Raw genomic sequence first — 22979 nt, forward strand, 5'->3', positions numbered from 1 at the left:
TTTTTGTGGGCAGAAGAAACAGACTTACGCTTTTTTAGCTTCGGCTGCAGCTTTCACGATCACTGCGAAAGCATCAGCTTTCAGTGATGCGCCGCCAACCAGAGCACCATCGATGTCTGGCTGAGTGAACAGTTCTGCCGCGTTAGCTGCGTTAACAGAGCCGCCGTACTGGATGATCACTTGTTCAGCAATCGCAGCGTCTTGTTTTGCCACGTGGTCACGGATGAATTTGTGAACAGCCTGAGCCTGCGCAGGGGTAGCTGATTTGCCGGTACCGATCGCCCAGACAGGTTCGTAAGCGATAACTGCACCTTCGAACGCTTTCGCGCCCAGGGTGTTCAGTACGGCGTCCAGCTGCTTAGCGCAAACGGCTTCAGTCTGACCTGCTTCATTTTCTGCTTCGGTTTCACCGATGCACAGAACCGGGATCAGGCCAGCATCTTTCAGCACGCCGAATTTCTTCGCGATAAATTCATCGCTTTCTTTGTGATAAGTGCGACGTTCTGAGTGACCGATGATGATGTATTTCGCACCAATATCTTTCAGCATGTCGGCAGAGATTTCACCGGTGAATGCGCCGGACAGGTTAGCGTCAACGTTCTGAGCACCCAGCGCGATACGGCTGCCAGCCAGAGCGTGTTTAGCCTGTGACAGGTAAACTTCTGGTGGAGCAATCGCAACGCCACAACCTTCGACCGTGCTCAGTTCAGTACGCAGAGCAGCAATCAGTTCGTTAACCATGTGGGTGCTACCGTTAAGCTTCCAGTTACCCATCACTAATGGATGTCGCATGTTTTTTCCTCCAAAAGGGGACGCGAGTGTCGATTAAAATTTCTGCCAAACAAGCAGATTACCTGTCCAACAGTATAGAGATCATTGAAGGCAAAGGCTTTGCTTTTTGTCATTAAATACCGTCATCTCATGGCTCAGCCAGTGCCAGCTTGACCGGCTCAACGGCAAACGTCAGCCCTTTTTCGCCATTATCTGAAACGACAAAACGCACAGCACCGACCTCCTGCTGATAATACTGCTGCCCTTTCCCTTTTTGGATAAGCGAAGCCACTTTCGCCACGCTTTGCTCGGTCGTTAGGGTGGCATCAAACTGGCGCATGAGATTCGCCATGTAGCTTATTGCCAGGGTGCGAGCGGCTTTTTCCTCTGCTCCCTGAATCGGCAGATAGGTGATTTGCAGCGTTTTGATTTTGCCGGTGCCTTTTTCCAGCGCGGTGGAGGCGTAGAGATTTTCATTAATCTTGCTGGCCGCGCGGGTCAGCGGGCTGTTGGCCGCTTTTTCATTGATGGAGCGGAATTCGCCAATCTGTTGAGTCGGATTGGCTTCATTATATTTTGCGCGAAAGTTAACAAGCGTCGTTTCAAAGGTGGGCGCACCGGCGAGCAGATAAGGGGCTTTTGGCATTTCTTCCGTGCCGGTGTGATCGACCGGCGGCTCGGCGAAGGCCATCTTTGAGCCTGCGAGCATCAGCAATGCCGGGAGTGCCAAAGATAAAAGGATTTTTGCAGCATTCATAAGTTTTTTCTTCCCGTCTCTGAATAGTCCGATTAAAGCGGGGATCGGGGGGTAATGTCAAAAGGAGACCGTAAACATTCTCACGGCGACGATCGCTGGGTTACACTCGCTCCGGTTTATCATTTTACTCCCATTGTCTTCTATGGAACTGACTGTCAATGACGTTACAGCACGCACTGTTTTCTTTTAATGGCCGGATGGGCCGCCGGGATTTTTGGCTCTGGATGGTAAGCTGGCTTGTCCTGATGGCGGCTGATTTCTTCTTTGCTGCGCAGGAATGGATAACTTATCAGTCCGCCGGCTTTGCGCTGGTCGTTTTACTCTGGCCGACCGCCGCTGTGCTGGTGAAAAGGTTACATGACCGCAATAAATCGGCGTGGTGGGCGCTGTTGTTTGTATTGGCCTGGATGTTGGTCGCCGGTAACTGGGCCGCGGCGATGCCGCAGACGTGGAGCTGGGTATTAGGCCGTCTGGTGCCGTCGGTTATCTTTATTCTGCTGATTATCGACTGCGGCGCCTTTGTCGGTACACCGGGCACAAATCGCTTTGGCCCGGAACCGGACGAGGTCAGGTTTAAGTAGGGACTTACCAGTAATGCTCGCTGGTCATGTGCCCCGGTTTGCGTTTGAGATGTTTGCGCATACCCCGGGTGTCTTTCAGCACCTGCTGGGTATCGCGTACCATCTGCGGATTGCCGCACAGCATCACGTGGCTGTCGTCAGCGAGCATTTTCAGGCCGACTGCTTCTTCGAGCGTGCCGTTCTCGATCAGCGCAGGTACACGCCCGGTCAGTGAGCCAGAGATTTCTTCGCGGCTGACCACCGTCTGGATGTGCAGTTTTCCCTCATAGCGCCGCTGAAGTGCCTGCATTAGGGGCAGATAACTGAGATCGGCAGCGAAGCGTGCGGCGTGTACCAGAACGATATTTTTGAAGCGCTCCAGTCCTTTGCCTTCCTGCAAAATCGATAAATAAGGCCCGATTGCGGTACCGGTCGCCAGCATCCAAAGCTGGTCGCACTCTGGCACTTCATCGATCACGAAGAAACCTGCGGCCTCTTTCGTGACCTGAATTTCATCACCGGGCTGCATTACGTGCAGACGGGGGCTGAGTTTTCCCTCCGGCACGTTCACCAGGTAGAACTCCAAATCGCTGCTGGATGGCGGATTCACATAGGAATAGGCGCGCTGAACGCGCTCGCCGCCGATTTCTAACGAGAGTTTTGCAAACTGACCTGCGGTGAAAGGATCGGCTGGCGCATTGACCGTAATGCTGAACAAATTGTCCGTCCAGTGCTCAACTTTTGTGACTTTTCCCGTGACCCAGTCAGCCATAAAAACTCCCGTCTTTTTTGATTACCGAATGTATGTGCTGATTTTATTTCAATTTTTTTCGATCCCTTATCGGTTAAATGTTATCAACCTGTTCCTCGCCCGTTATGCCCTGTCGAATTCCGTACACTTTGCGTTACACCACTGGTTCCTGCCGCTGCCAGCGCGGGCACAGGAGAGTTGGCCGTAACCCTCGCTTATTCATCTTAATTTGTTAACTTATGCGCCGCTGTAACACGCTCGAATTAGCGGTTATTTGTTCTGCTCTTTCCCAACTCCATTTGATAATGAACTGAAAAATGAAAAATCTGGAAAACATTCACCTGTTAGTGATGTTGATTTTGCTGGTGGCCGTCGGGCAAATGGCCCAAACCATTTACGTGCCGAACATCGCGGATATGGCGACCAGCTTGTCGGTTAAACCGGGGGCGGTACAGCGGGTGATGGCGGCGTATCTGATAACCTACGGCGCTTCGCAGCTGGTATATGGGCCGTTATCTGACAATATTGGTCGCAGGCCTGTGATCCTGACCGGGTTGATGATTTTTATGCTCGGTGCGGCTGGCGCGATGATGTCCTCGAGTCTGAACATGTTGATTATCGCCAGCGCCGTGCAGGGAATGGGCACCGGCGTGGCGGGCGTGATGGCGCGAACTATGCCGCGTGATCTTTACAGCGGCGGCGCATTACGCCATGCCAACAGCCTGCTGAATATGGGCATTCTGGTCAGCCCGCTGATGGCACCGGTGATTGGTGGCGCGCTCTCGGCATGGTTGGGCTGGCGCGCCAGTTTTGGTTTTCTGCTGATCCTGTGTGCCGGTGTGGCGTTTTCAATGTATCGCTGGCTGCCGGAAACGCGCCCGGCATTCACCGCCGATCATCAGCCACGCAAAATGTTGAGCAGCCTGCGTCTGCTGCTGGCTGACGGCAACTTCAGTCGTTATCTGGTAATGCTGGTAGGCGCACTGGCCGGTGTGGCGGTGTTTGAGGCGAGCTGCGGCGTGCTGATGGGCGGCGTTCTTGGCCTGAGCGGGCTGATGGTCAGCATTCTGTTTATCCTGCCGATCCCGGCGGCATTTTTCGGTGCGTGGTACGCTGGCCGTTCGGAGAAAAGCTTCCAGCAACTGATGTGGCATTCTGTCATCAGCTGTTTGCTGGCAGGGCTGGCCATGTGGATCCCCGGCTGGCTGGGTATCATGAATATCTGGACGCTGATCGTTCCGGCCTCTTTGTTCTTCTTCGGCGCCGGGATGCTATTCCCGCTGGCGACGACGGGTGCGATGGAGCCTTTCCCGTATCTCGCGGGTGCGGCAGGTGCGCTGGTGGGCGGATTGCAGAATATGGGATCGGGGCTGGTGGCGTGGATGTCGGCGATGTTGCCGCAAACCGGTCAGTTCAGTCTTGGCCTGCTGATGTTTGCGATGTCGCTACTGATTTTGCTGTGCTGGTGGCCGATGTCCAACCGTCAGCAAGAGCAGGGACATACTGTGTAATCCACTTTTCAGGCCAAAAAAAAGCAGAGCCAGTCGCTCTGCTTTTTGTTTTTCTGGCGTCGGATCAGATAATAAATTCGTGCAGCGCAGCGTCTTTGCGGTCGAGATAATGCGTCGAACGGATACGGCGGATGGTGCGGGATTTACCACGGATCAGCAGGGTTTCGGTGGTCGCCATATTGCCCTGACGGCTGATGCCTTCCAGCAAATCGCCCTTGGTGATGCCGGTTGCCGAGAAGATAACGTTATCGTTGCGCGCCATATCATCGAGCTTAAGCACTTTGCCGGCTTCGATGCCCATCGCTTTACAGCGCGTTAACTCTTCTTCGCCCATGCGGCGATTTTCAGGTGTATCGCCTTTCACGTCATGGCGCGCCAGTAAACGGCCCTGCATGTCGCCGTCAAGCGCACGGATCACCGCGGCTGAAATCACGCCTTCCGGTGCGCCGCCGATGCCGTACAACACATCGACTTCACTCTCCGGCATACAGGTCAGAATGGTTGCGGCGACATCGCCATCCGGGAAAGCAAACACGCGTACACCGGCGGCGAGCATTTCACGGATCGCTTCATCGTGACGCGGTTTTGCCAGTACGGCGACGGTCAGTTCGGTCAGCGGTTTGTTCAGCGCGCTGGCAATGTTCGACAGATTTTCCGCCAGCGTCAGATCCAGATTAATCGCGCCTCTGGCGCCCGGACCGACGGCGATTTTTTCCATGTACATGTCCGGCGCGTTGAGGAATGAGCCCTGATCGCCGACCGCCAGCACTGCCAGTGCGTTGGACTGGCCCATCGCCGTCATGCGCGTGCCTTCAATCGGATCGACCGCGATATCCACCGCATCGCCGTTGCCGGTTCCCACTTTTTCGCCGATATACAGCATTGGCGCTTCATCAATTTCCCCTTCGCCAATCACGATGGTGCCATCGATATCGACGTTGTTGAGCATGATGCGCATCGCCTGAACGGCGGCGTTGTCGGCGAGGTTTTTGTCGCCACGGCCAAGCCACTTATAACCGGCAAGCGCAGCCGCTTCGGTCACACGGGAGAACTCGATTGCTAATTCACGTTTCATTGGAAAGCCTGTAGAAAGAAAAAAGAGGTCGGTGAGGCAAAGGCTCATCTGTGCGGGGATTTTAGCACAATGGGAAAGAGGCATAAAAAAACTCCCCGACGGGGAGTTTTAGAGAAGGATTTTTGCAGTGAAACCCGGCGATTACTCGTCGTGATCTTCCCATGAACGCACGCGGGCAACGGCTTTCTGCCAGCCTTTGTATCGCACATTACGTTCTGTCGTTTCAATGCTTGGGCGGAATTCACGTTCGATGGTCGCTTTGCTGCGCACTTCGTCCAGATCGTTCCAGAAACCGACGGCCAGACCGGCGAGGAAGGCTGAACCCAATGCGGTGACTTCCAGAACGGCAGGGCGCTCAACGCGTGTGCCAAGAATGTCTGACTGGAACTGCATCAGGAAGTTGTTGGCAACCGCGCCGCCATCCACGCGCAGAGATTGCAGGCGGGTGCCTGAATCAGCCTGCATCGCATCAAGTACGTCGCGAGTCTGGTAAGCGATGGATTCCAGCGTTGCACGGATGATGTGGTTGCTGTTCGCGCCACGGCTCAGGCCGAAGATCGCACCACGGGCATACGGGTCCCAGTAAGGCGCGCCGAGGCCGGTGAAGGCTGGCACCACGTAAACGCCGTTGGTGTCTTTCACTTTGCTGGCGAAATATTCGGAGTCTGTGGCATCGCTGATCAGTTTCAGCTCGTCGCGCAGCCACTGGATGGAAGCACCGCCGACGAAGACCGCACCTTCCAGCGCATAGTTCACTTCGCCACGCGGACCGCAGGCGATGGTGGTCAGCAGGCCATTTTTCGACGTCACGGCTTCTGTACCGGTGTTCATCAGCAGGAAGCAGCCGGTGCCGTAGGTATTTTTCGCCATACCCGGTTGAACGCACAGCTGGCCATACAGCGCGGCCTGCTGGTCACCAGCGATACCGGCGATCGGAATACGCGTACCGCCTTTACCACCAATGTTGGTCTGGCCGTAAATTTCTGATGAAGGACGGACTTCCGGCAGCATGGCGCGCGGGATATCCAGCACTTCCAGCATGCGTTCATCCCATTCCAGATTGTGGATGTTGAACATCATGGTACGAGAGGCGTTGGTGTAATCGGTAACGTGAACGCGTCCCTGAGTCATTTTCCATACCAGCCAGGTGTCAACGGTGCCGAACAGCAACTCGCCGCGGGCAGCGCGTTCACGGGAGCCTTCAACGTGGTCGAGGATCCATTTCAGTTTGGTACCGGAGAAGTAGGGGTCAACCACCAGGCCGGTGTTGTGACGGATGTACTCTTCCATCCCGTCTTTCTTCAGCTTTTCACAGATGTCAGCAGTACGGCGGCATTGCCACACAATCGCGTTGTAAATCGGCTTGCCGGTTTCTTTTTCCCACACGATGGTGGTTTCACGCTGGTTGGTAATACCGATACCGGCGATCTGATCTGAATTGATGTCGGCTTTCGCCAGCACTTCTACCAATACCGAGCTTTGCGATGACCAGATTTCCATCGGGTCGTGTTCTACCCAGCCGGATTTTGGGTAGATCTGGGTGAATTCGCGCTGTGAAACGCTGACGATGTTGGCATCGTGATCCAGAACTACGGCGCGTGAGCTGGTCGTACCCTGGTCGAGCGCGACGATGTATTTTTTTTCGTGAGTCGTATCTGCTGACATAATTTTCATCCTGCGAATAAGTAAGCTTTGGAACAGTTTAGCCGATCAGGCTTTACGCTGTTTGGATGGCTGAGGTGCTTTTTCTTCTGCAATATCATTGATCTGATGTGGCAGATGGCGGCCAATCAGCGATTTATACGCGATGGCACCCAGAGAAGCGCCGAGCAGCGGGCCAAAAATCGGTACCAGGAAGTAAGGGATATCACGTGCGCCGGTGAAGGCCACTTTGCCCCAGCCTGCGAAGTAAGCGAACACTTTCGGGCCGAAGTCACGCGCCGGGTTCAGTGCGAAGCCGGTGAGGGGCCCCATGGAGGCACCGATTACCGCGATCAGAATACCGATCAGTAACGGAGCCAGCGGGCCGCGTGGAATACCATTGCCGTCGTCGGTCAGGCCGAGGATCAGGGCCATCAGAATGGCGGTGATCACGGTTTCAACCAGGAAGGCCTGCAACACGCTGATGTGTGGGTTTGGATAGGTCGAGAAGATACCGGCCAGATCCAGACTTTCGACACTGCCGCGCACCATGTTGTGGCTTTGCTCGAAATCGAAGAACAAGTTGTAATAGAGGCCGTAGACCAGCGCAGCAGCGCAGAAGGCACCGGCGACCTGCGCCACGATGTAAGGCAGAACTTTGCGTCCTTCAAAGTTTGCAAACAAACAAAGCGCGACGGTCACCGCCGGATTCAGGTGGGCGCCTGAGATAGCGGCGGTCAGGTAAATGGCCATTGCCACGCCCAGACCCCAGATGATGCTAATTTCCCACTGGCCAAAGGTAGCACCGGCCAGTTTCATTGCTGCGACACAACCCGCACCAAAGAAAATGATAAGCCCGGTACCCAGAAACTCAGCGATGCACTGACCTTTTAATGTGGAACTCATGGTTTGGCTCATAGTTGGATCCTGCTAAGGATGATGTTAATGGTTAGTTATAGTTTTTCTGTTATGCGTACGTGAACGTAATCGGATTTTGCCGTTCATCACTAAATGAGAACGTAATGTGAATTTATCGTTAACGAGCATAAACGAGAAATAGCGAAATCAAATTTTGTGTGTTGTGTCATAAAAATGAGCGATTTCGCGTGTTCAAAGGTCATGCTGACCGGCAAAAAGTCCACGCCGTAGTATCTTCGCGAAGGTATTTTCCCTGAACACGCATGTCAGGGCGGCGCTCAGGGTATTCGGTATTCCGTGACATTTCTGGTGAGTGCCTCTGCTTTTTAAGCATTTCCTGATACCCAGCCCGATAAAATTGCAACAGACTGCGTGCAGAGAGGGGTTCTTGCTAGACAGGGCAAGGCTGGCTACATACAATCAACCGTTAAGACACCCGCCGGTTTTGAAGGGTTCAGACGTTTTTCTGGTTTGAATTTGTTATAAAAATCGATGGAGTGCAGGAATTTTTGAGCCGTGTCCGGACGATGCGGCAGAACATAAGATGTGCGCCTTGCGAACATAAGGGGACCGAAAAATGTCATTTGAAGTATTTGAGAAACTAGAAGCTAAAGTTCAGCAAGCGATCGATACCATTACTCTGTTGCAGATGGAAATCGAAGAACTGAAAGAGCAGAACAACAGTCTGTCTCATGAAGTTCAGCAGGCGAGTGGTAATCACGAGTCGCTGGTGCGTGAAAATGCGCAACTGAAAGAAGAACAACACGTGTGGCAGGATCGTCTGCGTGCGCTGTTGGGAAAAATGGAAGAAGTCTGAGGACTTCCGCCGCAGTGCTTGATGTATAAGCATAAAAAAGGACGCCAGGGCGTCCTTTTTTGTTGCTGAAAGCGAAGGTTATTCGATATCGAGCGGGTCTTCTGAAAGGATGATACCGGTGTTATCGGCATACAGATGGTCACCGGAGAAGAAGGTCACGCCGCCGAAATTGACACGAATGTCGCTTTCGCCGATCCCTTCACTGCCTGCGCCAGCCGGAATCGCTGCCATCGCCTGGATGCCAATATCGAGCTCTTCCAGATCGTCCACCTGACGAACCGCACCGTAAATCAAAATGCCTTCCCATTCGTTTTGCAGTGCCTGACGTGCCAGACCGGCATCGAGCAACGCACGACGAACAGATCCCCCGCCATCGACCACCAGCACACGGCCACGGCCATTCTCTTCCAGCAGGTCATAAAGCAAGCCATTGTCTTCGAAACACTTCACTGTCGTGATTTGCCCGCCAAATGAAGTACGTCCACCAAAGTTGGAGAACAGGGGTTCGACAACATTCACTTCTTCATGGTAGATATCGCAAAGTTCGGAAGTATCGTATTTCATAGGATTTCATCTGGTTGCTGCATGAGTGTTCAGTATATCCCTTTACAGCGGATGTTGGCAAAATCATCAATTGTTAAATGTGAAAAGCAGCGCGATTAGCGCACGCCCGGCCACTTTCCATCAATTGAGTAACAGACCCGCTGCAAACAAGACGTTAGTCAGTAACGCGGCTTTCACCATGTGCTCCAGCAGAGGGCGCACTTCCAGCGACGTTTTGGCGTGATTTACGCGTTTGATGTGAACCACCAGCATCGGCAGTGCCAGAAGGAACAGCCAGCCGGTCCAGTGGTGCAGATGAACGGCGGAGAATATCGCCAGACACAGCGCAGCTGCACTGAGAATGGTGGCGTGATAACGGCGGGCGTTTACCGGCCCGAGGCGCACAGCCAGCGTATTTTTGCCGTTGGCGCTGTCGGTTTCGATATCGCGCAAATTGTTGATGTTAAGCACCGCGGTCGCCAGCAAACCGGTCGCCGTCGCCGGTAACATGACTATCCAGTCGAAATGTCCGGCCTGCAAATAGAATGTCCCCGCTACGCTAATCCAGCCGAAGAAAATCAGTACCGAAATATCCCCGAGCCCCATATAACCGTAAGGGCGGGTGCCGACGGTGTAGGTGATCGCCGCGCCAATCGACAGTAAACCGAGGATCAGGAAACCGACCACGTCGCTCGGCTTATGACACGCCACGGCAATAAGCGCGATGCCGCAAACAATGGTCAGCGCGATAGTCAGCATAATGGCGCGTTTCATCTGTGCGGCCGTAATCATCCCTTTTTGCATTCCGCGCAACGGCCCGACGCGATCCGGCGTATCGCTGCCTTTTTCGGCATCGCCATAATCATTGGCCAGATTCGACAGGATTTGCAAACACCCGGCGGTGAGCAACGCCAGCAGGGCAGTCAGCGGATGGAAAACGCCTTGCAGGCTGGCAATGGCAGAACCCATGACGATGGAGGCAAAAGCCAATGGCAGCGTTTTGGGACGCAGGCTTTCGAGCCAGGCGCGGGTGGGCGTCGTCGGAGTGCAGGGAGTCATAGTGCTCATAGTGGATTCGCTCAGGTGAACAAGTCAGTCCGAAATCTAAAAAAAACAGGGAGGCAAACGCCTCCCTGAAGATCACTTTCGGAACGTATGAGCAAATTATAAGATAAAACGGCTCAGATCTTCATCAGCTACCAGCTGATCAAGGTGGCTTCTAACATAATCTGCATCAATGTTTATGGAAATACCGTTGCTTTCGCTGGCGTCGTAAGAGATATCTTCCATCAGACGCTCCAGAACGGTATGCAAACGACGCGCACCAATGTTCTCGGTGGTTTCGTTTACCTGCCATGCCGCTTCAGCGATACGGCGGATACCGTCAGCGGTAAAATCAATCGTCACACCTTCGGTCGCCATCAGGGCTTTGTACTGATGAGTCAGGGAAGCACTTGGCTCGGTCAGGATGCGTTCGAAGTCTTCCGTCGACAGCGCCTGCAGTTCTACACGGATCGGTAAACGACCCTGCAACTCCGGGATCAAATCGGACGGACTTGCCGTCTGGAAAGCGCCCGAGGCAATAAACAGAATGTGATCCGTTTTCACCATGCCGTGCTTGGTGGACACCGTACAGCCTTCCACCAGCGGCAGCAGATCGCGCTGAACACCTTCGCGGGAAACGTCAGGGCCAGAACTCTGTCCGCCGCGTTTACAGATTTTGTCGATCTCATCGATGAACACGATCCCGTGCTGCTCAACGGCTTCAATCGCCTGTTCTTTCAGGTCTTCCGGGTTAACCAGTTTTGCCGCTTCTTCTTCAATCAGCAGCTTGTAGGCTTCTTTGATTTTTAGTTTGCGCGGTTTCTGTTTCTGCCCGGCCATGTTCTGGAACATGGACTGCAGCTGGTTGGTCATTTCTTCCATGCCCGGAGGGGACATGATTTCAACGCCCATCTGTCCGGAGGCCAGACTGATTTCGATTTCTTTGTCGTCGAGTTGGCCTTCACGCAGTTTCTTACGGAAGTTCTGGCGCGCGGCAGAGGGTTCCTGCGCTTCTTCCGGCTGGCCCCAGTTGTTTTTAGCCGGCGGGATCAGCACATCGAGAATGCGCTCTTCGGCCAGTTCTTCGGCGCGATAACGGTTTTTATCGATGGATTGCAGACGGATCATTTTCACGGCGGAATCGGTCAGATCGCGGATAATAGAATCCACTTCTTTCCCGACGTAACCGACTTCTGTGAATTTGGTCGCTTCGACTTTAATGAACGGCGCGTTCGCCAGTTTTGCCAGACGGCGGGCGATTTCGGTTTTACCCACACCGGTTGGACCGATCATCAGAATGTTTTTCGGGGTGACTTCATGGCGCAGCACTTCGTCGAGCTGCATGCGGCGCCAGCGGTTACGCAACGCAATGGCCACGGCGCGTTTCGCCTTATCCTGACCAATGATGTAGCTGTCTAGTTCGCTGACAATCTCGCGCGGGGTCATCTCAGACATAATTTTCGATCCTTACGCTTTAGAAGACAATTCTTCGATGGTGTGGAATTGGTTGGTGTAAATGCAGATATCACCGGCGATGCTTAGCGATTTCTCGACAATGTCACGCGCGCCCAGTTCGGAATTTTCCAGCAGCGCACGGGCAGCAGCCTGCGCATAAGGGCCACCGGAACCAATCGCGATCAGATCGTTTTCAGGCTGAATAACGTCACCGTTGCCGCTGATAATCAGCGAGGCATTTTCATCGGCAACCGCCAGCAGCGCTTCCAGACGGCGCAGCATGCGGTCTGTACGCCAGTCTTTCGCCAGTTCCACGGCGGCTTTCACCAGATGACCCTGATGCATTTCCAATTTGCGTTCGAACAGCTCAAACAGCGTGAAGGCATCGGCAGTACCGCCGGCAAAGCCTGCGATCACTTTATCGTTATACAGGCGACGTACTTTTTTGACGTTGCCCTTCATGACGGTATTTCCCAATGTGGCCTGACCATCACCACCGATAACGACCTTGCCGTTGCGGCGTACACTTACAATTGTTGTCACGAGCGGTTCCTCGTTGCAGACGGGAAAGATCCCCGCAGGCTTGTGGGACACACTGTGTGTCTCACAAGCTTACGAGGCATATTGAAAGTATAGATTGGGGAAGGATTACGGGTTTTCAACCCCCGGTTGCGAGGGGAATGCAACCGGAGATGCCTGCGTTCTTCAGGCGGGCTAAGGTGCTGTCGGCACCGGAACGATTGTTATACGGGCCGATCACGACGCGATTCCAGCCACCGCCGGTGGTGATCCGGCCTTCAAAACCTTCGAAGGCCAGCTTGGCGCGCTGGGATTCCGCCTGCTCGGTACCGTGGAAGGAACCGCACTGAACCATAAAGCGCTGGGTTTTTTCCTGCTCTTTCGGTTTCTCTGGCGCAACCTGCGTGATGGCGGCAGGCTGCTGGGTTTTAGGTTGTTCCTTCGGCTGCTCTTTCACGGTTTCTTTCGGCACAGGTTTTGGTTTCGGCTGTACCGGTTGTGTCTGAACCTGAGCCTGCGGCGCCCGTACCGGCTGGGTTTGCGGCGTGTACGTTGGCTGCTGCTGGACCTGACGCGGCTGGGTCTGCACCGGCTGCTGCGTATAAGTCGGCTGCTGTTGCTGCTGAACCTGACGCTGAGCTGGCGCAGTACGCGTAGCCTGATTAGGATCGTTATACGGCACTTCAGACAGCTGTGTTGGCGTCTGGCGCATATCGGCCTGCATCTGCTCAAGCAACTGACGTTGTTCCGGCGTCAGCTGAGTTTTGGATTCTACCTGGCCGCCCGCCGTTGGTTCTGTCGGCGTGGTGACGCCCATCTGACGGTTTTCCAGTTCTTTAATATAGCGCCAACGTTCTTCCGGTTTAGGCGGCAAGCCGTTACCCGGACGAACAGGGTGGGTTGGCACAACGACCGCTTCTTCGTGCTTATTGTGAGCAATAAAATAGAGGCCACCGACAAACACCACCAGCACCGCAACGGCTAACACCACCATGGTTTTGGAGATCGTTGTGGAATTGCGTTTTTTACTCCGGCTGGTACTTTTCCGCCGCGCTCCTGAGCGCCCACGGCTTACATAGTCTTTCTGTGCCACTATCGTTTCGCTGTGTCGTGATGATTTAAGAATAAGTGCGTCATGTTACTTAACCCTGAACATTTACTGAAATTAAAACTTCATGATTGGATAAAAAAACAACTCACGCTTTGGGTGCCGCTGTACTTTCACGAACGATGAGCTCGCTGTCGAGCAGCAGTGAACCGTTTTCTCCCGGATTCCCTTGTAACTGTTCAAGTAATAATAACATGGCCTGACGACCAAGCTGGAATCGAGGCTGCGCCACGGTGGTCAGCGGAGGGTCGGTGAACTGACTGGCTTTGATGTCATCGAAGCCGACAATCGACAGATCTTTCGGAATATTCAGACCCATTTTCTTCGCCTGGAACATCGCGCCAATCGCCATCACGTCGTTATGGCAGAAAATCGCCGTCGGCGGCGTCGGCAGAGACATCAGCTCAATAACCGCCTGTGCGCCTGATTCATAGCTAAAATCACCATGCACGGTGAGCGCGCTTTCGACGCTGATGCCGTTACGGCGCAGCGCCTGAACGTAGCCCTGAGAACGATACTGGCACAGCGGCATGTGTTTCGGGCCGGCAATGCAGGCAATACGCTGATGCCCGAGCTTAAGCAAATAATGCACGGCTTCAAAGGCGGCGGTCAGGTTGTCGATATGAACGGTCGGCAGCTCAAGTTCCGGCGCAAATTCGTTGGCCATCACCATTGGCGGCAGATTACGCTGTTCTTCTTTGCTGGCGTCGAACGGTAAATCGGAGCCGAGCAGAAGCATGCCGTCAATTTGTTTGGTGATGATCAGATTGATGAAGGTTTTTTCCTGCTGGTTCTGATGAGCACAATCGCCGATCAGCACCAGATAGCCACTTTTCGCCGCCGTATGCTCGATCCCCTGGATCAGATCGGCGAAAAACGGATCGCAGATATCCGGGACGATCACCAGAATCGTGCGGGATTCGTTGCGTTTTAAATTGCGTGACATGGCATGAGGCGAATAGCCCACGGCCATGACCGCCTGATCCACTTTCTGACGGGTGGAAGCGGAGACTTTTTCCGGATTCATTAACGCGCGGGATACCGTTGCTGTTGAAACGCCTGCCTGTTCAGCCACATCTTTCATTGTCGCGGCGGGTAATTCTTTCTTGTGCTCCAACGCATCTCTCCTTGCAACTGCATCAAACGGACACGACAACATCAACCTTCCTTACCTGCTACGCCTGCGTGCTGTGTAGCTCATCACATTCTAAACAGAATGTGAGTAGGATTTGTTACCTAATTTGCATGAAAAGTGTGACGCAGATGCTTTTTTTAGATCCATCACGCATAAATCCCACGCTTTTATGTGGATTAGCTGTCGATGGGATCGACATCCAGCGTCCATTTCACCTTTCTGGCCTGCGGCAGGCTGGCGATAAGCGGCTGAGAACTCTTGATCAACTGCTGTAAAACGCGACGGGACGGATGCTGCAATAACAGCTGCCAGCGGAAGCGTCCGTTGCGTTTAGCCGCGAGTGCGGGAACCGGCCCTAAAATCCACAGCGAGTCATCTTTGAGCGGGCTGGATTCCAGCAGATTACGTAACTGCTGGAGAAACAGCGGGGCTTGCTGATTATCGTGATCTTCAGAGCGGATCAAAATATGGCTGGTGTAAGGCGGTAAAAATACGCTTTTACGCTCGGCAAGCGTCTGCCTGGCAAATTCGTCATAACCTTTTTGCAGCAAAACCTGTAACAGCGGATGTTCAGGATGATGGGTTTGCAGCACCACTTCGCCCTGTTTACCGGCTCGTCCTGCACGGCCTGACACCTGGGTATACAGTTGGGCAAAGCGTTCTGCCGAGCGGAAATCCGCCGAGAACAGCGCGCCATCGACGTCCAGTAACGACACCAGCGTGACATCCGGGAAGTGATGACCTTTCGCCAGCATTTGCGTGCCGATAAGAATACGTGCGCCGCCACGGTGGATTTCGTTCAGATGCAGTTCCAGCGAGCCCTTACGGCTGGTGGTATCGCGGTCGATACGGGTAATCGGCGTATCCGGGAACAGCGGCGCGAGTTCGTTTTCCAGCTGTTCTGTGCCGACGCCAACGGAAACCAACTGCGTCGAACCACAGTGCGGACACTGATGCGGCACCGCGCGCTGGCTGTCGCAGTGGTGGCAGCGCAACTGACGCTGGTTCTGATGAATCGTGTAATAGTGGTCGCAGCGCTGGCATTCGGCGATCCAACCGCACTCATGGCACAGCAGGGCAGGCGCGTAGCCACGGCGATTGAGGAACAGCATGACCTGATTATCGGCTTTCAGATGCTCATGCATTTTCTGGATCAGCGGCTGCGACAGCCCGACTTTCAGTTGTAACCCTTTCAGGTCGAGCAAATTCTGTCTGGCGAGCTTAGCGTTACCGGCGCGTTTGGTCAGCTTCAGCTGGCGATATTTCCCCAGCTCAACGTTATGCAGCGTTTCCAGCGCGGGCGTCGCAGAGCCCATGATAATCGGAATATTTTCGGCGTGAGCGCGGTACACCGCCAGATCGCGGGCGTGGTAGCGCCAGCCTTCCTGCTGCTTATAAGAACTGTCGTGTTCTTCATCGATGATGATCACGCCAAGACGGGCAAACGGCGTAAACAGCGAAGAACGCGTGCCGATCACAATACCCGCTTCGCCGTTGCGGGCGCGCAGCCAGACGGCGAGACGTTCGCTGTCATTGAGGCCGGAATGCAGGACATCCACTGGTGCACTAAAACGTTCGCGAAAGCGGGCGATAGTCTGCGGCGTCAGGCCGATTTCCGGCACCATCACCAGCGCCTGCCGTCCCTGTTCGAGAATGTTCTCCAGCACGCTGAGATACACTTCTGTCTTGCCCGAACCGGTCACACCGGCCAGCAGCCAGGCGGAGAATTGCTGATCTTCACTGCGGATCGCGCCGACAGCGGTAGCCTGTTCAGTATTCAGACGTAAACGCTCGCCGACCACCGAAAAATCTTTGCGCCAGTCTGCGGCATCGGGCGCGATGCTGCGTAAATCTGTCAGCCCTTTCGCCCGCAGCGCCTGTAAAGCGGTGTCGGTGAGATCGAGACTGGCGACCTGATGGCGGTAGACCGGTTTTTGCATCAGCGCGGCCATCGCCTGCTGCTGTTTGGGGGCACGCTTAAGCGAATCAAGCGGCGTTGCGCGCCCCTGTTCGGTGGCGAACCATTGCCAAAGCGGCGTCAGTTCGGCGGGTTTTCCCTGACGCAGCAACACCGGCAGCGCGTGGAACAGCACTTCGCCAATCGGGAAATGGTAATAGTCGGCGGCCCAGAACAGGATGCGCCATAAATCGGGAGTAAAAAGGCTGGAGCGGTCGAGCACGTCGCGTACGGGTTTAAGCTTCTCCAGGCCGAATTCGCTGGAGTCACTGATCTTCGTCACAATGCCAATCGCGTCTCGTTTACCAAAAGGCACACTGACCCGACAACCCTGCGTCACCTGCATTCCGGGCGGCAGTAAATAATCGAAAGTACGGGCAAGCGGAACAGGTAAAGCAACGTGGGCAACAGGCATCGGGGGTCCAGACTTTGAAAAAATGACGAGATAGTGTACACTGTGTCCTTCGAAATGCATGAACATCATTGCGCGGTTATCAGAGATTCTGTATGATTCGCCGCCTTTAGTGCATTTCGTACTAAAGCCTATCATCCACTACGCGTGGTGTCTGACGGACCAGGGTTGGATAGCGACGCGGCCTTAAGAAGAGGTTTTCCCATGAAACAAGGTATTCACCCTAAATACGTAGAAATTACTGCAAACTGCTCATGCGGTAATGTTATCAAAACTCACTCCACAGTGGGTCACGACCTGAACCTGGACGTTTGTGGCGAATGCCACCCGTTCTATACTGGTAAGCAACGTGAAGTCGCTACCGGTGGCCGTGTTGACCGCTTTAACAAGCGTTTCAGCGTGCCAAGCAGCAAATAATATTGCTGGCTTGAGAGCAAAAAAAGGCGCCGATGGCGCCTTTTTTGTTGCCTGTCGATCCACTTCCCGCCAGACAAATCTTCCCGATGAAACCCTGCGTTAATCATCCGATACACTGAAACCCGCACAATCGTCCGCACGGGATTTTCAGCGGTACTCAGTTAATCAATATTCCCAGGTATCAGGATCCACACCCAATTCACGCATCAGGATCTTCGCCGCTTCCGGGATTTCGTCACTGCGTTCTTTACGCAGGTCTTCGTCATTCGGCAAAGGCTGACCGGTAAAGGCATGCAGGAAAGCCTCACACAATAATTCACTGTTGGTCGCATGACGCAGGTTGTTGACCTGACGACGGGTGCGTTCATCGGTGAGAATTTTGAGGACTTTCAGCGGAATGGATACCGTGATTTTCTTAACTTGTTCGCTTTTCTTACCGTGTTCAGCGTAAGGGCTGACATATTCGCCGTTCCACTCAGCCATGGGACACCTTAAATTTATCAAAAAATAAAATTCTGAAAACCCGGCGATTATGCCCGATTTTCACTGTTCTCACTAAGTAAATGTCCGTATTTAACAGGGTTATCTCACGATTTACCCCGGGGCATTGTTCATTTTGTCGCCTGACGCCGGGTTGTATTCAGTGGCCTGTGCGTCCGCGATCGGCCAGACATTCTCATAACGCCATAATTTTAGCGGGTATTGCGCCGTTGCTCAATCTATACGCAAAGAAGTTTAGATGTCCAGATGTATTGACGTCTATAAATCCGGACGTTACTCTTTATCACCTCACCCTTCGCATATCGCAGGAAGAAAAGACTATGACGCACAAGCAAGCCACCATTGCCGTGGGCAGTGGCCTGAACAATGATCAGCAATATGGTTGTGTAGTTCCGCCAATCGCGCTTTCCAGCACCTACAACTTTGAAGACTTCAATCAGCCAAGAGCCCACGATTATTCACGCCGCGGAAACCCGACGCGTGATATCGCTCAGCGCGCACTGGCGGATCTGGAAGGCGGCGCGGGGGCGGTACTGACCAGCAGTGGCATGTCTGCGATTCATCTGGTGTGTACGGTCTTTCTGAAACCTGGCGATTTACTGCTGGCTCCGCACGACTGTTATGGCGGCAGCTACCGCTTGTTCGACAGCCTGAGCAAGCGCGGCGCGTATCGCGTGCGCTTTGTCGATCAGGGTGATCCGCAGGCGCTGGCCGAGGCGCTGAAGGAAAAACCGGCGCTGGTGTTGATCGAAACCCCGAGCAATCCGCTGCTGCGCGTTGTGGATATTCAGGCGATTTGCGCGGCTTCTCATGAAGCGGGGGCGCTGACGGTGGTTGATAACACCTTTCTCAGCCCGGCGTTGCAAAACCCGTTACAGCTCGGCGCGGATTTAGTTGTTCATTCTTGTACTAAATATCTTAACGGCCATTCTGATGTGGTCGCCGGTACGGTAATATCTAAGACCGCTGAACATGCGACGGAACTGGCCTGGTGGGCAAACAACATCGGCGTCACCGCCGCCGCCTTTGACAGCTATCTGTTGCTGCGTGGTCTGCGCACGTTAACGGTTCGCGTGAAACAGCAGCAGGAAAATGCCCTGGCGATTGTTGCTTATTTACAGCAGCAATCGCAGGTCAAAAAGCTGTATCATCCGTCGCTGCCGGAAAACCAGGGGCATGAAATTGCCCGCCGTCAGCAACGTGGCTTTGGCGCCATGATCAGTTTTGAATTTAACGGTGATGAAGCGCAGCTGCGCCATTTCCTGAAAGAATTGAAGTTATTTACCCTCGCAGAATCCTTGGGAGGTGTCGAAAGCCTGATTTCTCATACCGCCACCATGACGCATGCCGGTATGGCGCCTGAGGCGCGTAAAGCCGCCGGGATTTCTGACAGCTTGCTCCGTATTTCTGTAGGTCTTGAAGACAGTGAAGATTTGATTGCTGATCTGGAACACGCATTCCAGTCAGTGGCAACGAGGTAAGTATGAATGCAATAGCGGTCGCAGCACCGGCGGGAAGCCGGCAGTTGCACAAATTTGGTGGTAGCAGTCTGGCCGACGTGAAATGTTATCTGCGCGTCGCAGGCATTATGTCCGAGTACGCCAAACCGGGCGACATGATGGTCGTGTCGGCGGCGGGCAGCACGACGAACCAGCTGATCAGCTGGTTGAAACTGAGCCAGACTGACAGGATTTCCGCGCATCAGGTCCAGCAGACACTGCGCCGCTATCAAAGTGATTTGATTTCCGGTCTGCTACCGCCGGAAATGGCTGAGCCGCTTATTGCTTCCTTTATTCACGATCTCGAACGTCTGGCCGTGCTGCTCGACGGCAAGGTAACCGACGCGATTTATGCGGAAGTGGTCGGGCACGGCGAAATCTGGTCCGCCCGCCTGATGTCGGCGGTGCTGTGCAAGCTGGAGCTTCCGGCTGCCTGGCTGGACGCCCGCGAATTCCTGCGCGCCGAACGCGCCGCGCAGCCACAGGTGGATGAAGGCCGTTCTTATCCGCTGCTGCAACAGCTGCTCGCGCAACATCCTCAGCAATATCTGGTGGTGACCGGCTTTATCTCGCGCAATGATGCGGGCGAAACCGTGCTGCTTGGCCGTAACGGCAGCGACTATTCCGCCACCCAGATTGGCGCACTGGCTGATGCCAGCCGCGTAACAATCTGGAGCGACGTTGCCGGTGTGTACAGCGCTGACCCGCGTAAAGTGAAAGATGCCTGTTTACTGCCGTTGCTGCGTCTGGATGAAGCCAGTGAACTGGCGCGTCTGGCCGCTCCCGTTCTCCACACCCGCACTTTGCAGCCGGTCTCCGGCAGCGACATCGATTTACAGCTGCGTTGCAGCTATCAGCCGGAGCAGGGCTCGACGCGCATTGAGCGCGTGCTGGCGTCCGGTACCGGCGCGAAGATTGTCACCAGTCACGATGATATTTGCCTGATTGAAGTGGCGATCCCGTCCGGTCATGATTTCGGCCTGGCGCAGAAAGACGTCGAACTGTTGCTCAAGCGTGCGCAGGTCAAACCGCTGTGCACCGGCGTTCATCCTGACCGCAATCTGCTGCAACTTTGCTACACCTCCGAAGTGGCGGGCAGCGCATTGCAGGTGTTGGAAGAAGCGGCATTGCCGGGGCGTCTGACGCTGCGTGAAGGGCTGGCGCTGGTGGCGCTGGTCGGTGCGGGCGTGTGTAAAAACCCGCTGCACAGCCACCGTTTCTATCAGGAAATGAAAGATCAGCCGGTTGAATTCATCTGGCAAGCCGAGGACGGGATCAGCCTGGTCGCGGTTCTGCGCATTGGCCCGACGGCGCACCTGATTCAGGGGCTGCACAAAACGCTGTTCCGCGCTGAAAAACAAATCGGCCTGATGCTGTTTGGTAAAGGGAATATCGGTTCGCGCTGGCTGGAATTATTTGCCCGCGAGCAAAAGAACATTTCTGCCCGCAGCGGCTTTGAGTTTGTACTGGCCGGCGTAGTCGACAGCAAACGCAGCCTGCTCAATTACGAAGGGCTGGACGCCAGCCGGGCGCTGGCCTTCTTTGATGACGAATCGCAGGCGCACGATGAAGAGTCGCTGTTCCTGTGGATGCGTGCGCATCCTTACGACGATCTGGTGGTGCTGGATGTGACCGCGAGCGCCGAACTGGCCGATCAGTATCTGGATTTCGCCAGCTACGGGTTCCACGTGATCAGCGCCAACAAACTGGCGGGCGCATCTGACAGCAATAAATACCGTCAGATCCGCGATGCCTTCTCCAAAACCGACAGCCACTGGCTTTACAACGCCACCGTTGGCGCGGGTTTACCGGTGAACCATACCGTGCGTGATTTACGCGAAAGTGGCGACAGTATTCTGGCGATCAGCGGGATTTTCTCCGGCACGTTATCCTGGCTGTTCCTGCAATTCGACGGCACGCTGCCGTTCACCGAGCTGGTGGATCTGGCGTGGCAGCAGGGGCTGACAGAGCCTGATCCGCGCGACGATTTATCGGGTCAGGACGTCATGCGCAAGCTGGTTATTCTGGCGCGCGAGGCGGGTTATGATATCGAGCCGACGCAGGTTCGTGTGGAATCGCTGGTGCCACCAGCTTGTACCATCGGCTCTGTCGATCAGTTCTTTGAAGACGGCGAGGCGCTGAATCAGCAAATGTTGCAGCGTCTGGAAGCGGCCCGGGAAATGGGGCTGGTGCTGCGCTACGTGGCGCGTTTCGATGCCAATGGTAAAGCGCGTGTCGGCGTCGAAGCGGTGCGTGAAGACCATCCTCTGGCGTCTTTGTTGCCGTGCGACAACGTCTTTGCCATCGAAAGCCGCTGGTACCGCGATAACCCGCTGGTCATTCGCGGTCCGGGTGCCGGGCGCGATGTCACCGCTGGCGCGTTACAGTCCGACCTTAACCGCCTGACGCAATTGCTTTAATTCTTTGCGCCTTCCCCCGCTCATGAGGGGAAGGCGCTTATTCCCCGCAGCAAAATTTCACCAAAATGAAATTCTTTCAGATTGCGTGAAGATTAATCATCCCCCGAAATCATTTTCACGTTGACACCTTGCCCGCTTTCCGTCATTTTCTATCTATACGTTTAGACGTCCAGACGTTCATCATAAAAAATCATAATGAAAACGCAGTGATCTATGAGGTAGTGTTATATGAGCTTTTTCCACGCAAACCAGCGCGAAGCGCTGAATCAAAACCTGGCAGAATTGCAGGGTCAGATTAACGTCTCTTTCGAGTTTTTCCCGCCGCGTACCAGCGAGATGGAAGATACGTTGTGGAGCTCTATCGACCGTCTGAGCAGCCTCAAACCTAAGTTTGTTTCCGTCACCTACGGCGCAAACTCCGGCGAGCGCGACCGCACGCACAGCATCATCAAAGGCATTAAAGAGCGTACCGGTCTGGAAGCAGCCCCGCACCTGACCTGTATTGACGCTAACCGCGATGAACTGCGCCAGATTGCACAGGATTACTGGCAGAGCGGCATCCGTCACATCGTGGCACTGCGCGGCGATTTACCTGCGGGCAGCGGCAAGCCGGAAATGTACGCCACCGATCTGGTTCACCTGCTAAAAGAAGTCGGCGATTTTGATATCTCTGTCGCGGCTTACCCGGAAGTTCACCCTGAAGCAAAAAGCGCGCAGGCGGATCTCATCAACCTGAAGCGTAAAATAGATGCCGGTGCCAACCGCGCCATCACCCAGTTTTTCTTCGACGTGGAAAGCTACCTGCGTTTTCGCGACCGCTGCGCCGGTCAGGGCATTGACGTGGAAATCGTGCCGGGCATCCTGCCTGTCTCTAACTTCAAACAGCTGACCCGCTTTGCGACCATGACTAACGTCCGAGTGCCGCACTGGATGAACAGCATGTTTGAAGGGCTGGATGACGATGCCGAGACCCGCAAAATGGTCGGTGCCAACATCGCGATGGACATGGTGAAAATCCTCAGCCGCGAAGGTGTGAAGGATTTCCACTTCTACACCCTGAACCGTGCAGAAATGAGTTATGCGATTTGCCATACCCTGGGTGTTCGCCCTGAAATCGCCGTCCCCGTTCGTGCCTGATTCCTTGCATCACGAATGCTGAAAACAAAAA

General features: G+C 54.4%; 21 protein-coding genes. 7 read left to right on the forward strand and 14 right to left on the reverse strand.

Going from position 1 to position 22979, the window contains the following annotated elements; translation table 11 throughout:
• Positions 1 to 24 precede the first annotated feature (24 nt).
• Together tpiA and TU92_RS19870 are read right to left on the reverse strand one after the other, a co-directional pair.
• Entirely contained in the window at positions 25 to 792 is a 768-nt protein-coding gene (tpiA, locus tag TU92_RS19865; protein WP_112168894.1) for a triose-phosphate isomerase, read from the reverse strand.
• A 127-nt stretch (positions 793 to 919) separates the two neighbouring features.
• On the reverse strand, positions 920 to 1528 hold the full coding sequence (locus TU92_RS19870) for a DUF1454 family protein (RefSeq protein ID WP_112168895.1): 609 nt from the start codon (positions 1526 to 1528) through the stop codon (positions 920 to 922).
• Between the two features lie 158 nt (positions 1529 to 1686).
• Between TU92_RS19870 and TU92_RS19875 the strand changes: the two genes are divergently transcribed.
• Positions 1687 to 2109, forward strand: a complete 423-nt coding sequence (locus tag TU92_RS19875; protein ID WP_112168896.1) for a DUF805 domain-containing protein — start codon at positions 1687 to 1689, stop codon at positions 2107 to 2109.
• 4 nt (positions 2110 to 2113) lie between these two features.
• Here TU92_RS19875 and fpr read toward each other — a convergent pair whose 3' ends face one another.
• A complete protein-coding gene (fpr, locus tag TU92_RS19880; protein ID WP_112168897.1) occupies positions 2114 to 2860 on the reverse strand; it encodes a ferredoxin--NADP(+) reductase in 747 nt (248 codons plus the stop codon).
• Between the two features lie 296 nt (positions 2861 to 3156).
• On the opposite strand from fpr, the gene emrD reads away from it, so the two are divergent.
• Positions 3157 to 4350: a multidrug efflux MFS transporter EmrD gene (gene emrD / locus TU92_RS19885; RefSeq protein ID WP_112168898.1), complete on the forward strand. Its 1194-nt coding sequence runs from the start codon at positions 3157 to 3159 to the stop codon at positions 4348 to 4350.
• Between the two features lie 64 nt (positions 4351 to 4414).
• Here emrD and glpX read toward each other — a convergent pair whose 3' ends face one another.
• The 3 genes from glpX to TU92_RS19900 all read right to left on the reverse strand — a co-directional run bounded on the left by glpX (position 4415) and on the right by TU92_RS19900 (position 7984).
• Entirely contained in the window at positions 4415 to 5425 is a 1011-nt protein-coding gene (glpX, locus tag TU92_RS19890; RefSeq protein WP_112168899.1) for a class II fructose-bisphosphatase, read from the reverse strand.
• A 141-nt stretch (positions 5426 to 5566) separates the two neighbouring features.
• A complete protein-coding gene (gene glpK / locus TU92_RS19895; protein WP_056774575.1) occupies positions 5567 to 7090 on the reverse strand; it encodes a glycerol kinase GlpK in 1524 nt (507 codons plus the stop codon).
• 45 nt (positions 7091 to 7135) lie between these two features.
• A complete protein-coding gene (locus tag TU92_RS19900) occupies positions 7136 to 7984 on the reverse strand; it encodes an MIP/aquaporin family protein (protein ID WP_112168900.1) in 849 nt (282 codons plus the stop codon).
• Between the two features lie 577 nt (positions 7985 to 8561).
• On the opposite strand from TU92_RS19900, the gene zapB reads away from it, so the two are divergent.
• Complete coding sequence (zapB, locus tag TU92_RS19905) at positions 8562 to 8801, forward strand: septal ring assembly protein ZapB (RefSeq protein WP_112168901.1); 240 nt, start codon at positions 8562 to 8564, stop codon at positions 8799 to 8801.
• Between the two features lie 78 nt (positions 8802 to 8879).
• On the opposite strand, the gene rraA is transcribed toward zapB, so the two are convergent.
• From rraA to priA, 7 genes are all read right to left on the reverse strand, one after another.
• Positions 8880 to 9365, reverse strand: a complete 486-nt coding sequence (gene rraA, locus TU92_RS19910; protein ID WP_112168902.1) for a ribonuclease E activity regulator RraA — start codon at positions 9363 to 9365, stop codon at positions 8880 to 8882.
• A 120-nt stretch (positions 9366 to 9485) separates the two neighbouring features.
• A complete protein-coding gene (locus tag TU92_RS19915; protein WP_112168903.1) occupies positions 9486 to 10412 on the reverse strand; it encodes a 1,4-dihydroxy-2-naphthoate polyprenyltransferase in 927 nt (308 codons plus the stop codon).
• A gap of 96 nt (positions 10413 to 10508) precedes the next feature.
• Positions 10509 to 11843 (reverse strand): ATP-dependent protease ATPase subunit HslU, encoded by a 1335-nt coding sequence (hslU, locus tag TU92_RS19920; protein ID WP_112168904.1) that lies wholly within the window; start codon positions 11841 to 11843, stop codon positions 10509 to 10511.
• Positions 11844 to 11855: 12 nt separating this feature from the next.
• Positions 11856 to 12386, reverse strand: a complete 531-nt coding sequence (gene hslV, locus TU92_RS19925) for an ATP-dependent protease subunit HslV (protein ID WP_056774599.1) — start codon at positions 12384 to 12386, stop codon at positions 11856 to 11858.
• Positions 12387 to 12501: 115 nt separating this feature from the next.
• Positions 12502 to 13455 (reverse strand): cell division protein FtsN, encoded by a 954-nt coding sequence (ftsN, locus tag TU92_RS19930; protein ID WP_112168905.1) that lies wholly within the window; start codon positions 13453 to 13455, stop codon positions 12502 to 12504.
• A gap of 103 nt (positions 13456 to 13558) precedes the next feature.
• Positions 13559 to 14587 (reverse strand): DNA-binding transcriptional regulator CytR, encoded by a 1029-nt coding sequence (cytR, locus tag TU92_RS19935; RefSeq protein WP_112168906.1) that lies wholly within the window; start codon positions 14585 to 14587, stop codon positions 13559 to 13561.
• 194 nt (positions 14588 to 14781) lie between these two features.
• Positions 14782 to 16977: a primosomal protein N' gene (priA, locus tag TU92_RS19940; RefSeq protein ID WP_112168907.1), complete on the reverse strand. Its 2196-nt coding sequence runs from the start codon at positions 16975 to 16977 to the stop codon at positions 14782 to 14784.
• 201 nt (positions 16978 to 17178) lie between these two features.
• On the opposite strand from priA, the gene rpmE reads away from it, so the two are divergent.
• Entirely contained in the window at positions 17179 to 17391 is a 213-nt protein-coding gene (gene rpmE / locus TU92_RS19945; protein WP_112168908.1) for a 50S ribosomal protein L31, read from the forward strand.
• Positions 17392 to 17556: 165 nt separating this feature from the next.
• On the opposite strand, the gene metJ is transcribed toward rpmE, so the two are convergent.
• Positions 17557 to 17874 (reverse strand): met regulon transcriptional regulator MetJ, encoded by a 318-nt coding sequence (gene metJ, locus TU92_RS19950; RefSeq protein WP_004392248.1) that lies wholly within the window; start codon positions 17872 to 17874, stop codon positions 17557 to 17559.
• 338 nt (positions 17875 to 18212) lie between these two features.
• Here metJ and metB point away from each other — a divergent pair, with 338 nt between their 5' ends.
• From metB to metF, 3 genes are all read left to right on the forward strand, one after another.
• Positions 18213 to 19373 carry a cystathionine gamma-synthase gene (gene metB, locus TU92_RS19955; protein WP_112168909.1) on the forward strand — a complete coding sequence of 387 codons (1161 nt, stop codon included), beginning with the start codon at positions 18213 to 18215 and terminating at the stop codon, positions 19371 to 19373.
• Positions 19374 to 19375: 2 nt separating this feature from the next.
• Positions 19376 to 21811 (forward strand): bifunctional aspartate kinase/homoserine dehydrogenase II, encoded by a 2436-nt coding sequence (locus TU92_RS19960; protein ID WP_112168910.1) that lies wholly within the window; start codon positions 19376 to 19378, stop codon positions 21809 to 21811.
• A 228-nt stretch (positions 21812 to 22039) separates the two neighbouring features.
• Complete coding sequence (metF, locus tag TU92_RS19965) at positions 22040 to 22948, forward strand: methylenetetrahydrofolate reductase (protein ID WP_112168911.1); 909 nt, start codon at positions 22040 to 22042, stop codon at positions 22946 to 22948.
• The last annotated feature ends 31 nt before the right edge of the window (positions 22949 to 22979 follow it).

This window comes from Rahnella inusitata, from assembly GCF_003263515.1.
Lineage (GTDB): Bacteria > Pseudomonadota > Gammaproteobacteria > Enterobacterales > Enterobacteriaceae > Rahnella > Rahnella inusitata.

Coding starts and splice junctions, on each gene's coding strand:
- glpX (WP_112168899.1), bottom strand. CDS start 5,425: ATGAAACGTGAATTAGCAATCGAGTTCTCCCGTGTGACCGAAGCGGCT.
- emrD (WP_112168898.1), top strand. CDS start 3,157: ATGAAAAATCTGGAAAACATTCACCTGTTAGTGATGTTGATTTTGCTG.
- tpiA (WP_112168894.1), bottom strand. CDS start 792: ATGCGACATCCATTAGTGATGGGTAACTGGAAGCTTAACGGTAGCACC.
- zapB (WP_112168901.1), top strand. CDS start 8,562: ATGTCATTTGAAGTATTTGAGAAACTAGAAGCTAAAGTTCAGCAAGCG.
- TU92_RS19870 (WP_112168895.1), bottom strand. CDS start 1,528: ATGAATGCTGCAAAAATCCTTTTATCTTTGGCACTCCCGGCATTGCTG.
- TU92_RS19900 (WP_112168900.1), bottom strand. CDS start 7,984: ATGAGCCAAACCATGAGTTCCACATTAAAAGGTCAGTGCATCGCTGAG.
- rpmE (WP_112168908.1), top strand. CDS start 17,179: ATGAAACAAGGTATTCACCCTAAATACGTAGAAATTACTGCAAACTGC.
- TU92_RS19915 (WP_112168903.1), bottom strand. CDS start 10,412: ATGAGCACTATGACTCCCTGCACTCCGACGACGCCCACCCGCGCCTGG.
- TU92_RS19875 (WP_112168896.1), top strand. CDS start 1,687: ATGACGTTACAGCACGCACTGTTTTCTTTTAATGGCCGGATGGGCCGC.
- fpr (WP_112168897.1), bottom strand. CDS start 2,860: ATGGCTGACTGGGTCACGGGAAAAGTCACAAAAGTTGAGCACTGGACG.
- rraA (WP_112168902.1), bottom strand. CDS start 9,365: ATGAAATACGATACTTCCGAACTTTGCGATATCTACCATGAAGAAGTG.
- metJ (WP_004392248.1), bottom strand. CDS start 17,874: ATGGCTGAGTGGAACGGCGAATATGTCAGCCCTTACGCTGAACACGGT.
- metB (WP_112168909.1), top strand. CDS start 18,213: ATGACGCACAAGCAAGCCACCATTGCCGTGGGCAGTGGCCTGAACAAT.
- glpK (WP_056774575.1), bottom strand. CDS start 7,090: ATGTCAGCAGATACGACTCACGAAAAAAAATACATCGTCGCGCTCGAC.
- metF (WP_112168911.1), top strand. CDS start 22,040: ATGAGCTTTTTCCACGCAAACCAGCGCGAAGCGCTGAATCAAAACCTG.
- priA (WP_112168907.1), bottom strand. CDS start 16,977: ATGCCTGTTGCCCACGTTGCTTTACCTGTTCCGCTTGCCCGTACTTTC.
- hslU (WP_112168904.1), bottom strand. CDS start 11,843: ATGTCTGAGATGACCCCGCGCGAGATTGTCAGCGAACTAGACAGCTAC.
- TU92_RS19960 (WP_112168910.1), top strand. CDS start 19,376: ATGAATGCAATAGCGGTCGCAGCACCGGCGGGAAGCCGGCAGTTGCAC.